At 71.8% G+C, this 11,506-nt stretch carries 12 protein-coding genes; 5 read left to right on the forward strand and 7 right to left on the reverse strand.

Translation table 11 applies throughout. The annotated features are described in order from the left end of the window. Positions 1-4: 4 nt before the first annotated feature. On the reverse strand, positions 5-883 hold the full coding sequence (locus OG892_RS08170) for a LysR substrate-binding domain-containing protein (RefSeq protein ID WP_371628792.1): 879 nt from the start codon (positions 881-883) through the stop codon (positions 5-7). Positions 884-972: 89 nt separating this feature from the next. Between OG892_RS08170 and OG892_RS08175 the strand changes: the two genes are divergently transcribed. The 3 genes from OG892_RS08175 (at position 973) to OG892_RS08185 (ending at position 3,755) form a co-directional block, all read left to right on the forward strand. Continuing rightward, positions 973-1,566, forward strand: a complete 594-nt coding sequence (locus OG892_RS08175; protein WP_371628793.1) for a nuclear transport factor 2 family protein — start codon at positions 973-975, stop codon at positions 1,564-1,566. Between the two features lie 37 nt (positions 1,567-1,603). Continuing rightward, a complete protein-coding gene (locus tag OG892_RS08180; protein ID WP_073735309.1) occupies positions 1,604-2,599 on the forward strand; it encodes an amidohydrolase family protein in 996 nt (331 codons plus the stop codon). A gap of 130 nt (positions 2,600-2,729) precedes the next feature. Further along, complete coding sequence (locus OG892_RS08185) at positions 2,730-3,755, forward strand: VOC family protein (protein ID WP_371628794.1); 1,026 nt, start codon at positions 2,730-2,732, stop codon at positions 3,753-3,755. Between the two features lie 9 nt (positions 3,756-3,764). Here the strand turns inward: OG892_RS08185 and OG892_RS08190 are convergent, their stop codons facing one another. The 6 genes from OG892_RS08190 to OG892_RS08215 form a co-directional block, all read right to left on the reverse strand. After that, entirely contained in the window at positions 3,765-4,826 is a 1,062-nt protein-coding gene (locus tag OG892_RS08190) for an aminotransferase class V-fold PLP-dependent enzyme (RefSeq protein WP_371628795.1), read from the reverse strand. 134 nt (positions 4,827-4,960) lie between these two features. Then, positions 4,961-5,683, reverse strand: a complete 723-nt coding sequence (locus tag OG892_RS08195) for a DsbA family oxidoreductase (RefSeq protein WP_371628796.1) — start codon at positions 5,681-5,683, stop codon at positions 4,961-4,963. 136 nt (positions 5,684-5,819) lie between these two features. Beyond that, complete coding sequence (locus OG892_RS08200) at positions 5,820-6,305, reverse strand: GNAT family N-acetyltransferase (protein ID WP_073735624.1); 486 nt, start codon at positions 6,303-6,305, stop codon at positions 5,820-5,822. 137 nt (positions 6,306-6,442) lie between these two features. Then, positions 6,443-7,414 carry a polysaccharide lyase family 1 protein gene (locus OG892_RS08205; protein WP_073735322.1) on the reverse strand — a complete coding sequence of 324 codons (972 nt, stop codon included), beginning with the start codon at positions 7,412-7,414 and terminating at the stop codon, positions 6,443-6,445. Positions 7,415-7,934: 520 nt separating this feature from the next. Beyond that, a complete protein-coding gene (locus tag OG892_RS08210; RefSeq protein ID WP_073735323.1) occupies positions 7,935-8,546 on the reverse strand; it encodes a DUF1349 domain-containing protein in 612 nt (203 codons plus the stop codon). Then, entirely contained in the window at positions 8,543-10,063 is a 1,521-nt protein-coding gene (locus OG892_RS08215; RefSeq protein WP_073735324.1) for an aldehyde dehydrogenase (NADP(+)), read from the reverse strand. Before OG892_RS08215 ends, OG892_RS08210 begins: the two co-directional genes overlap by 4 nt. A 155-nt stretch (positions 10,064-10,218) precedes the next feature. Between OG892_RS08215 and OG892_RS08220 the strand changes: the two genes are divergently transcribed. After that, entirely contained in the window at positions 10,219-10,989 is a 771-nt protein-coding gene (locus tag OG892_RS08220; RefSeq protein WP_024492240.1) for an IclR family transcriptional regulator, read from the forward strand. A 3-nt stretch (positions 10,990-10,992) separates the two neighbouring features. After that, a complete protein-coding gene (locus OG892_RS08225; protein WP_328867504.1) occupies positions 10,993-11,466 on the forward strand; it encodes a GNAT family N-acetyltransferase in 474 nt (157 codons plus the stop codon). The last annotated feature ends 40 nt before the right edge of the window (positions 11,467-11,506 follow it).

An 11,506-nucleotide genomic window follows, 5' to 3' on the forward strand; every position in this document is an offset into this window, starting at 1 on the left:
GAGATCATGGCGCGGGGACGCCGCCGAGGTAGGCGCGGACAGCCCCTGAGGTCTCGTCGTACCGGCCGAGGACCAGCAGGTCAGGTCCCGGCGGCGCTCCGTGCAGGGGCCGGTAGGTGAGGCCCGGCAGGGCGATGCGCTCCGTGGCGGTGGGGACGAGGGCCACGCCGGTGCCGGCCAGGGCGAGAGCGAGGGCGCCCAGGGTGCTGCCGACCAGGCGGACCCGGGAGCGGTCCTCCTCTGTGGCGGGCCAGAGCCGGGAGAGGACGGTCTCGTCCTCCTCGCTGCTCGCGTAGACGATCAGGTCGTGGGCGCTCAGGGTGGCTGTGGTCACCGCGGACGCGCAAGCCAGTTCGTGGTCGGAGCTCAGGGCGACGGAGAGCGGCGTGGGCGCGCGGCGTGTGACGCGCAGGCCGTCGGTGTCGCCGAGCCCCAGGTCGGGGCAGTAGCCGAGGTCGAGCGCGCCGTCGCGTACCGCCTGGATCTGGGCGGCCGGCGGAAGCTCCGTCAGGGCGAGGCCGACCCGTGGGTGCGCCCGGCGGAAGTCGCGCAGGTCGTCGGAGAGGACGCCCTGGAGGACGGCGACGCCGGCGAAGCCGATCCGGACCGTTCCCGTCTCACCCTGCACCGACTCCCGGGCCACCTGCAGGGCGCGGTCGGCCTGTGCCAGGGCCCTGCGGGCCTCGGGCAGCAGCAGTTCACCGGCCTCGGTCAGCTCGACGCGTCGGCTGGTACGGGAGAACAGGCGACCGCCCACCTCCCGCTCCAGGGCCTGGACCTGGGCGCTGAGGGTGGACTGGGTGACGTGCAGCAGGGCGGAGGCCCGCCCGAAGTGCCGCTCGTCGGCGACGGCGACGAAATAGCGCAGGTGCCGCAGCTCCACCGTCCACCCCTGTCATCCATCGTTCCAGCCGATTGGTTGATCGTATCTTTCGGTTGGACCTATCGCTGCGCCGGACGCACGCTGGACGCATGAACGTGACATTGCAGGACCGACAGGACATCGCAGATCTCATGACCGGGTGGATCCACCGGGACCTCGGCGAGTGGGACCGGCTGAAGGGCCTCTTCCATCCCGACGGCCGGATCGAGATCACCTGGTTCGAGGGACGGGCGTACGAGTTCGTGGACGCCTCCGCCCGGATGGGGGCCTCCTCCTTCCGGACCAAGCACCTGATCACCGCGCCTGTGGTGACCTTCTCCGCCGACGGTGACCGCGCTGTCAGCGAGACCAATGCCGTCATCATCGGCGAGAACGTCGACCTGCGCCTCGGCTGCAACGGCCACAACCGGTTCATCGACCGTCTGGAGAAGCGGGACGGGGTGTGGCGCATCAGCGACCGCAAGAGCGTCTACGACTTCGGCACCTTCACCTTCCCCGCCGGGATCGTCGAAATCGACGCGGAGATCGTCGCCCGGTACCCGCGGGAGTACGCCGCCCTCGCCTACCTGCTGGAGGCCAGCGGATTCCCGGTGAGCCGGGTCTTCGCGACCAAGGGCAGCGACCTGGAGCGCGACATCAAGGAGTCCGCCTCCGCCTGGCTGGGCGAACAGGCGGACAAGTGACGGCCACCGCGGCGAACGAGAAGTACAGAGGACCACGATGAAACTGATCACGATCGAGGAACACACGCTGCACACCGGTGTGGCCAAGGCGTCCGCCGCCCGGACGGCCGAGGTCAGCCCTGGCTTCGGAGCGTCCTACGCCCCGGCAAGCGGTCTCCCCTACAGCCCGTCGGCCGAGGTGCTGGAAGACCTGGACGAGGGCCGGATCGCAGCCATGGACGCCGACGGCATCGACATGCAGGTGCTCTCCAACCTCACCACCCAGTACCTGCCCGCCGACGTGGCGCCGGAGCTGGTCCGCGACGTCAACGACCGCCTCGCCGCCGCCTGTGTACGCCACCCCGACCGGTTCGCCGCCTTCGCGTCACTGCCCACCACCGCACCCGGGCACGCCCCGGACGAGCTCCGACGCGCGGTGGAGGAACTGGGCTTCGTCGGCACCCTCATCCACGGCCGCACCGACGACGAGTTCCTCTCTGCCGAGCGGTTCGACCCGATCCTGCGCACCGCCGCCGAACTGGGCGTTCCCGTCTACCTCCACCCCGCACCGCCGACCCGCGTCACCGCTGCCGACAACTACGAGGCGGGCCTGAAAGAGGTCGTCGCCACCCGGTTCGCGACCGCGGCGTGGGGCTGGCACAACGAGTCCGGCGTCCACTTCATCCACCTGGTGCTCAGCGGCGTCTTCGACCGCTACCCCGAGCTGCAGTTCATCCTCGGCCACTGGGGCGAGGCCGTCCCCTGGTACCTGGACCGTCTCGACGAGGCCCTGCCACGCGAGGCCACCGGCCTGGACCGCACCATCGGCGAGTACGTCCGACAGAACACCTACTACACCCCGAGCGGCATGTTCACCGCCCCCCACCTGCGTTTCTGCACCGACCTCCTCGGCACCGACCGCATGATCCACTCGGTCGATTACCCCTTCGTCGGCAATGCCGGATCCCGCGCCTTCCTGACCGGCTCCGGACTCTCCGAGGACGCCCAGCACGACATCGCCCACCGCAACGCCGAACGCCTCCTGCGCCTCTGACCACCCCGCACGTCGAGTCGTCCTCGGGCGGGCGCGCGGTCCAGGCCCGTCACGCACCGCGTGGCGGGCCTACGCGTGTCCCGGCATATCTCGCTGGACCCGGCGGCGCCCACGGGCGACAGTGTGGCCCATGACTTCACACGTACACCACGTCACCGTCGACTGCGCCAACGCCTATGAACTCGCCACGTTCTGGGCCCAGGTGCTCGGCTCCCCCGTCTCCGACGACGATGCCCCCGGCGACCCCGAGGCCCTCGTCGAGACCCCCGGTACCGCGCTGCTGTTCATCACCGTGCCCGAACCGAAGAGCACCAAGAACCGCATCCACTTCGACGTCCAGCCGGACGACCGCACCCGGGACGAGGAGGTCGAGCGGCTGCTCGCCCTCGGTGCCACGCTGGTGGCGGATCACCGCAGGCCGAACGGGCGGGGGTGGGCGACCCTGGCCGATCCGGAGGGCAACGAGTTCTGCGTGGAGTGCGGTGCGCGGGAGCGGGCGCTGCTGACGGGGACGCGGCTGCCGGTCACCGCGGACGACGTGACCTCGGCGGTACGGCTCGCGGTCGCCGCGCTCAAGGAGTCCCCGGCGGAGGACTGGCACATCCCGGCGGGGACGCTCACCTGGGACTGCTGGGAGACCGTGGAGCACCTGAGCGACGACCTCTTCGCCTATGCCGCCCAACTGGGGCCGCAGTCAACTCCGTTGGACCGCGATGTGCCGTTCCACTGGACCAGGCGGCACGAGGGCGGACCGGCCAACGCGATCTTCACCGACCCGGCGGCCGGTACGGCAGGGCTGCTGCAGATCCTGGAGGCCGGCGGGGCGATGCTCGCGGCGATGGTCAGGACGACCTCGCCGGATGTCCGCGCGTACCACAGCTACGGGATCTCCGACGCGGAGGGATTCGCCGCGATGGGCATCGTGGAGACCCTGGTCCACACCCACGACCTGGCCGAGGGACTGGGCATCGGCTGGACTCCGCCCGCAGACCTCTGCGACCGGGTGCTGGCCCGGCTCTTCCCCGACGCCCCGGACGACAGCGACCGGTGGACCGTACTGCTGTGGTCCACCGGCCGCGCCGAACTGCCCGGCCGCGCAAGGGTGTCGTCATGGAAGTGGCAGGGCGCTCCGGCGGCGGACACCACGCAGGCGTAGCGAACGGGCTCAGCCGGTGAGCACGTCCAGCGCCCGGTCCACATCGGCCTCGGTGTTGTACAGGTGGAAGGCGGCCCGCAGGTTGCCGGCCCGGTTGGAGACCATCACCCCGGCCCGCCCCAGCTCCACCGCCCGCTCCCCGAGTCCGGGCACCGCGACCACGGCCGAATCCCCCGCCACCGCCTCGCGCCCGGCCCCGGCCAGCCCGTCCCTGAAGCGGGCCGCCAGGCCGGTGGCGTGGCCGTGGAGGGCGTCGATGCCGATCTCGTTCAGCAGGGCGAGGGAGTGCTCCGCGCCGTGGTACGAGAGGAACGCGGGCGGTTCGTCGTAGCGGCGGGCGTCCGGCGCGAACGCGGCGACCGGCCCGTAGGTACTGCCCCACCGGTCGGCGGCGCTGACCCACCCGGCGAAAACCGGCGGCAGCGACTCCTGCGCCTCCTCCGTGACGGTGAGGAACGACGCGCCGCGCGGGCAGAGCAGGAACTTGTACCCGCCCGCGACCGTGTAGTCGTACGCCCCGGCGTCGAGCGGCAGCCAGCCCGCGGACTGGGTGGCGTCCAGCAGCGTACGGGCCCCGTGGGCGGCGGCCGCGGCCCGTACCGCGTCCAGATCCGCGGTACGGCCGTCGGCGGACTGCACGGACGAGAAGGCGACGAGCGCGGTCTCCGGACGCACCGCGTCGGCCAGCCCCTCCAGCGGGACGTACCGCATCCGGAGGTCGCCGCGGGCCGCGAACGGAGTGACGACCGAGCTGAACTCCCCCTCCGGCGCGAGCACTTCGGCCCCGGCGGGCAGCGAGCAGGCGACCAGTCCGACATGGACGGAGACCGAGCTGCCGACCGCGACCCGGTCGGCCCCGACCCCGGCGAGCCGCGCGAAGCCCTCCCGCGCGCTGTCGGCGGCCTCGAAGTCACCGGCTCCGTCCCGGCGGCCGGTGGCGTTCTCCTCGGCGAGGACTTTCACCGCGTCCACGGTACGGCGGGGCAGCAGCCCGCAGGTGGAGGTGTTGAGGTAGGCGGTCTCCGGCGCGAACTCGGCGTCGACCGCACGGCTGAGCGAAGAGATCATCATGCGCCCAGCCTGGAGGCCCCTTAACCCATAGTCAATCACCAATAGTTAAGGGGTATCCCCAAGCAACGCTTATGCGTGCAGGTGGCTGGCGGCCGGCCGCACTCCATACGGGTACAGGAACCGGAGGCCGCAGGTCAGCCGATGCCGGCGCCCGAGGCCGGAACCTCGCACGCGCCGTCGGTGTCGCAGGCCGCGGCGTCCCCTCCGATGGCGGTCAGCGGCCGGTCCTGCCAGGCCTGCTCCAGGGCCTGGGCGAAGACCTCGGCGGGCTGGCCGCCGGAGATGCCGTACCGCCGGTCCAGCACGAAGAACGGCACCCCGTTGGCCCCCAGCTCGGACGCCTCCCGCTCATCGGCCCGCACCTCGGCCGCGTACGCCTCGGGGTCGGCGAGCACCGCACGCGCCTCGTCGGCGTCGAGCCCGGCCTCGACGGCGAGCTCGACCAGCACCTCACCGTCGAAGACGGACCGCTCCTCGGCGAAGTTCGCCCGGTAGGCGAGGTCCAGCAGCGCGTCCTGACGGCCGCGGGCCTTGGCCAGGTGCAACAGCCGGTGGATGTCGAAGGTGCTGCCGTGGTCCCGCCCCTCGCTGCGGTAGCCGAGCCCTTCGGCGTGCGCGTTGGCGGCGACACCCGCCTCCATGGACCGCGCCTCCTCCGGGCTGCGCCCGTACTTCCGCGCCAGCATGTCGAGCACCTGCACGGTGTCGCCCTTGGCCCGCCCCGGGTCGAGCTCGAAGGAGCGGTGCACCACCTCGACCTCGTCGCGGTGGGCGAACCCGGCCAGGCCCTTCTCGAAACGGGCCTTGCCGATGTAGCACCACGGGCAGGCGATGTCGCTCCAGATCTCGACGCGCATGACTCTTCTACTCTCCGGGCTCTCGGGGGCTGCTCACGCAGCACGGGGGAACTGAGAAACCCTCCGCCCTCCGGGAACGCGTGTCCGGGCCCGTGTCATTCCCGCCCGCCGTTCCCGCCCGTCGTTCCGGCCTTCCTCAGGCGCGTACCCCGGCCGGCACCGCCAGGCGCAGCATGAGGTGGCTGCCCGAGCGGGGGTGTTCCGGGTCGGGGGTCCAGCCGCGGGCCGTGTAGAAGGACTGGGCGCGGGTGTTGTGTACGAACACCTCCAGCCGGGCTTCGGCAACTCCGTCCAGCTGCCAGGCCGCCACGCACGCCTCGTGCAGTTCGGTGCCGATGCCCTCGCGCCAGCGGTCCGGTGCCACGTGGAGCTGGGTCAGGTGCATGCCGCCGTCGCGCACGGCGTGGGCCGCGATCCCGGCGAGGACGCCGTCCCGCTCGGCGCACAGGACGGTCGCGTCGGCGCGGTCGATGGCGCGGGCCCAGCCGCCCCGGCTGCGGCCTACCTCCTCCGCGCCCAGGTACTCCTCCTCCGGGAGGTGGCCGCGGTAGTAGGTGGCACGCGCTTCGGTGTGCAGGCGGACTATCTCGTCGAGATCGGCGGGCGTGGCTATTCGGATCATGTTGAAGGGGACGCTCCCGGACGACCACAGGTTGCGGCCGTCCGGGAGCGTCATGCGCCCTGGACCTGCGCCCAGGACCTGCGCCCTGGACCTGCGCCCAGGACCTGCGCCCTGGACCTGCGCTCTGGCCCTGCGGCCTAGAGGTGGCCGGCGCCCGCTCCGCCGGTCACGGAGGAGACGACGGACGAGGCCGGCTCGGCGGTGTACGAGTACGGCGCCTGGGTCAACGTGCCGACCTGGGAGATCTCGGTGGCCGCGCCGCCGAGGTCGTTGCCGCGTTCCACGACGTAGCCGTCCTCGTCGCTGTCGCGGATGGTGGTGATGGCGACACCGGTGCTGCGGAAGACGTTGTTCTCCACCAGCATCTGCGCGCCCATCCGCGAGTGCACCGCCGTCGAGGCGCCCACGACGTAGTTGTCGTAGAAGTGTCCTGTGCCGAACCTGAGGCTGGGGATGCGGGAGTTGACGTTGTCGAAGTAGTTGTGGTGGTAGGTCACGTGGAGGTGACCGGTGTCCTCGCTCGCGTTGCTGTCGCTGTGGCCGACCAGGCTGCCCTTGTAGTGGTCCTTGAAGGTGTTCCAGGAGACGGTGACCTGGTCGGAGGCGTGCGTGATGTCGAGCAGACCGTCGTAGTAGTCCTTGTCGTGGTCGCGGTCGGCGGAGAACGTGTTGTGGTCGATCCACACCTTGGTGGACTTCTGGACGGTGATCCCGTCGGCGGGGGCGACCGGCTTGCTGATGTTGAGGTTGCGGATCACGATGTTCGTCGAGTTCTTCAGCCGCAGCCCGCCGCCGGTGAATCCGGAGGACGAACCGACGCCGAGCACGGTGGTGTTGGACCCGATGTCGACCTGGCCGCTCAGCGAGATGATCCCGCTGACCTTGACGGTCTTGGCGGCGGTCCCGGTGACGGCCGTCTTGAACGCGGCGAGGCTGGTGACGGTCACGGCGGCGGAGCTGCCGCCACCGGTCGTGCCGGCCCCGTAGCCCACGGGAGAGGTTTCGGCGGCCCCGGCGGAGCCCGGAAGCAGGGCGACGGCGACGACGGCGACTGTCGCGGCGGCGAGGGCCGTGAGACTGCGGCTACGGGTGCGGAGGTGGGTGCGCATGATGTCCCTTCGGTACGACGACGTGCGGGGAGGGTGCTGTGCTCGGCGGCTCGTGCGCGGCGCGATGCGTCCGTATACGAGCCGCTGTCCCTCAGTTGTCGCCACCGGGGGGCGGGGGGTTGCCGGGTCGGACAGGTATTTTCCGTTCAGCGGACCGGAGTTGACGGCTCTGCCCCGCCCGAGGTCCCCCGCAGGTGCGCGTGGCAGGTCGCTCTGTGCACCGAACCTCGGCTGTTCGCCATTGAGGACTGATGTCCGTATGCAGGATCAGGATGTAGCCATGGAGAACGAAGTACCTCTGTCCGGAGGACGCATCACCTCGGGCGTGGTCAGGATCGGCAACACCGTTCGGAGGCCGGCCACCGGGTCGTCCCCGTTCGTCGCCGAGCTGCTCGGCTCTGGACTGACGGTCCCGAGCTCTGGCGATGTTCCGGGCTGCGCGGTACGGCCGGGCATACCGATGCGCCGCCCTCCGTGTCCGGAGGACGGCGCATCGCGGTGCGTGGGTGCCGCCGTTCGGTCAGCTCCCGTCGCGGAGGTCCACGAGGCCCGTCGGGCGGAACGCGATCCGGTCGAAGGCGGCCTCGCAGCCGTCACCCGTGGGCGACTGGACCAGGAAGCCGATGGACGCGGCGGCGGCCTGCTCCGGGGTGCCCAGGGCGAAGACTCGGACGAAGGTCCACTTCTCGCCGTCGGCGGAGGCGTGGCAGGCGAAGGCGCCGCCGGTACGGCTCAGCCGCAGCCAGTGGGTGTCGCCCTCCACGACGGCGGAGTTGACGTCGTCGGAGTGGCCACGGGTGACGACCGTGCAGACCGTGGGGCGGTCCGGGGACAGCTCCAGGCAGATCTTGGCCCACTCGCGGTCACCGACGTGGAGGTAGAGGACGCCCGCGTCGAAGGCGGCGGCGAAGCCGACCCGCACCCGGGCGATCAGCTGGAAGTCGCCCTCCGGGGCGGGACCCAGCAGCCGGGGCGCGTCGCTCGCCGGTTCGAGGGCGGCGCCGCCCGGCGGGACGAAGCGGTCCTGCCGGGCGCCCGCGCGGCCGGTCAGTACGCCGCCCTCGTAGGCCCATTCCGTCGTCGGGCCGAACGGTTCGAGGCCGAAGGGGAGTTCGGGAAGTCGCAGGGTCATGCGCGGCGTCCGTCCACCCGGCGCGGCAGCCCCTGCGGGTTGTCCTCGCGCAGCTCCGGCGGGAGCAGGGCCTCGGGGGTCGTCTGGTAGCTGACCGGGCGCAGCCAGCGCTCGATCGCGGTGGCGCCGACCGAGGTGGAGGTGGAGGTGGTGGCCGGGTAGGGGCCGCCGTGGTGCTGGGCGGGGGCGACGGCGACGCCGGTCGGCCAGCCGTTGACCAGGACGCGGCCGGCCAGCGGGGTGAGCGCCGCGAGGAGTGCGGCGGCGCTGTCGTCGGCCTGCTCCGTGGCGATCTGGAGGGTGGCGGTGAGGTTGCCGGGCAGCCGGGAGAGGACCGCGGCGACCTCGTCCTGCGAGGTGTAGCGGGCCACGACGGTGACCGGCCCGAAGCACTCCTCCAGGAGGGCGTCGTGCGGGCCCTCGGTGGTGAGGAGGTGCGCCGGTACGGTCAGGAAGCCGGCTGCGACGGTGTGCTCGCCGCCCGCGCCGGGGGTGACCGGGGCGTCCACCTCCGGGAGGGCGGCGCGCTCGCCGACTCCGGCGAGGAAGGCGTCACGCATCCGGTGGTCGAGCAGGACTCCGGCCTCGGAGTCGCTGACCGCCTCCGTGAGGGACTTCAGGAGGCGGTCGCCGGTCTCGCCCGCCGGGGCGAGGACGAATCCGGGCTTGGTGCAGAACTGGCCCGCGCCCATGGTCATCGAGCCCGCGAGCCCGGCGCCGATCTGCTCGGCGCGCTCTGCGGCGGCGGCCTCTGTGACGACGACGGGGTTGAGGGAGCCCAGCTCGCCGTGGAACGGGATGGGGGCGGGCCTGGCCGCCGCCGCGTCGAAGAGGGCGCGGCCACCGCGCACCGATCCGGTGAAGCCGGCGGCGCTGACGAGCGGGTGCTTGACCAGCTCGACGCCCGCCTCGAAGCCGTGGACGACGGTGATGACGTCCTCGGGGAGACCGTGCTGCGCGGCGGCCCTGCGCAGCACGGAGGCGCAGAGTTCGGAGGTCGCCGGGTGGTCGGGGTGCGCCTTGACGACGACCGGGCAGCCGGCCGCGAGGGCGCTGGCGGTGTCGCCGCCGGGGACGGAGAACGCGAGCGGGAAGTTGCTGGCCGCGTAGACGGCGACGACCCCGAGCGGGATCTTGTAGCGGCGCAGGTCGGGCCACGGCGGGGTGCGGGTGGCGTCCTCGTGGTCGATGTGGATGTCGAGGAACGCGCCCTCGTCCACGACCTCCGCGAAGGCTCGCAACTGCGCTGCGGTGCGGGCGAGTTCACCGGTGAGCCGGGCCGGGCCGAGTGCCGTCTCCGCGTCGGCGGCCTCGATGACGTGCTCACCGGCCTCGGCGAGCAGATCGGCCGCGGTGCGCAGGAAGGCGGCGCGCACGGTGCGGTCCGCGAGCGAGGCACGTGCGGCGTGGGCGGCCCGGACCGCCCGGTCGACCTCCTCCGCTGTAGCCTCCACCGCAACCTGCTCACGCGGGTTCCCGGTGCGGGGGTCGACGCTCCAGACTGGTGCTGCTGCCACCGTTTTTTCCTTCCGCTCCACTGCCACACATCAGAAGTTGTTCGGTATTCTGAACAAAGTTCCTGATCGTGAATATGAAGCGACTCTATTTCCGGGCGTTCGGTGTTGGCAAGAAGTCGCAGGTTTCGTAAGTGGGCTGGAAGGGGCGTAGGGCGATGTCGGTTGCCGAGTCTGGTGGGGCACAGGTCAAGTCCGCGGTACGGACGGTGGAGCTGCTGGAGTACTTCGCCGGGCGGCCCGGCATGCACTCGCTCGCCGCGGTGCAGGAGGCCGTCGGATACCCCAAGTCCAGCCTCTACATGCTGCTGCGCACCCTGGTCGAGCTGGGCTGGGTCGAGACGGACGCGACCGGGACGCGGTACGGGATCGGCGTACGGGCGCTGCTGGTCGGCACCTCGTACATCGACGGCGACGAGGTCGTCGCCGCCTCACGCCCCACCCTGGACCGGCTCTCCGACGACACCACGGAGACCATCCACCTGGCCCGTCTCGACGGGACGAACGTGGTGTACCTCGCCACCCGCCAGTCCCAGCACTATCTGCGCCCCTTCACCCGGGTCGGCCGCAGGCTGCCCGCGCACTCCACCTCGCTCGGCAAGGCGCTGCTGGCCACCCACAGCGACGAGCAGGTCCGCAAGATGCTGCCCGAGACGCTGCCCGCGCTGACCGAGCACACCCTGACCGACCGGGAGAAGCTCATCGAGGAGCTGCGCCTGATCCGCGAGCAGGGGTACGCGGTGGACCGCGAGGAGAACACCCTGGGGCTGCGCTGCTTCGGTGTCGCGATCCCGTACCGCACCCCGGCGCGCGACGCGATCAGCTGCTCGGTGCCGGTCGCCCGGCTCACGCCCGCGCACGAACAGACGGTCAAGGACGCACTGTTCGACGCGCGCGACCGGCTGACCCTCGCGACCCGGAGGCTCTGACCCGTGGAGCTCTCCCTGCGCCCGGTGCGGGACGGCGATCTGCCGCTGTTCTTCGACTGGATGTCCGACCCGGTGGCGGTCCATGCCGCCGCCTTCACCAGCGAGGACCCCACGGACCGGCACGCGTTCGACGCGCACTGGGCGCGCGTCCTGGCCGACCCTTCGGTCGTGATGCGCAGCGTTCTCGCCGACGGGGTGGTGGTCGGCAACGCCGGGGTCTACGGGCCGCCGGACGACCGCGAGGTCACCTACTGGATCGACCGGTCGCGCTGGGGCCGGGGCGTGGCGACCGCCGCACTGGCCGCCCTGCTCGTCGCCGTACCGGAGCGTCCGCTGTACGCGCGTGCCGCGGCCGACAACGCGGGGTCGCGGCGGGTGCTGGAGAAGTGCGGGTTCACCGTGACGGGCAAGGACCGCGGCTATGCGAACGCCCGCGGCGAGGAGACGGCCGAGCTGCTGTTCACCCTGACCGGATGAGGACACGGCCGAGCGGCTGTCCATCCTGACCGGATGAGGG

Source organism: Streptomyces sp. NBC_00341 (assembly GCF_041435055.1).
In the GTDB taxonomy this organism is placed as follows: Bacteria; Actinomycetota; Actinomycetes; order Streptomycetales; family Streptomycetaceae; genus Streptomyces.

Bases quoted from the DNA above. Each gene is read 5' to 3' on its own strand.
- OG892_RS08185 (WP_371628794.1), top strand. From the start codon at position 2,730: ATGACTTCACACGTACACCACGTCACCGTCGACTGCGCCAACGCCTAT.
- OG892_RS08205 (WP_073735322.1), bottom strand. From the start codon at position 7,414: ATGCGCACCCACCTCCGCACCCGTAGCCGCAGTCTCACGGCCCTCGCC.
- OG892_RS08190 (WP_371628795.1), bottom strand. From the start codon at position 4,826: ATGATGATCTCTTCGCTCAGCCGTGCGGTCGACGCCGAGTTCGCGCCG.
- OG892_RS08195 (WP_371628796.1), bottom strand. From the start codon at position 5,683: ATGCGCGTCGAGATCTGGAGCGACATCGCCTGCCCGTGGTGCTACATC.
- OG892_RS08210 (WP_073735323.1), bottom strand. From the start codon at position 8,546: ATGACCCTGCGACTTCCCGAACTCCCCTTCGGCCTCGAACCGTTCGGC.
- OG892_RS08180 (WP_073735309.1), top strand. From the start codon at position 1,604: ATGAAACTGATCACGATCGAGGAACACACGCTGCACACCGGTGTGGCC.
- OG892_RS08220 (WP_024492240.1), top strand. From the start codon at position 10,219: ATGTCGGTTGCCGAGTCTGGTGGGGCACAGGTCAAGTCCGCGGTACGG.
- OG892_RS08175 (WP_371628793.1), top strand. From the start codon at position 973: ATGAACGTGACATTGCAGGACCGACAGGACATCGCAGATCTCATGACC.
- OG892_RS08200 (WP_073735624.1), bottom strand. From the start codon at position 6,305: ATGATCCGAATAGCCACGCCCGCCGATCTCGACGAGATAGTCCGCCTG.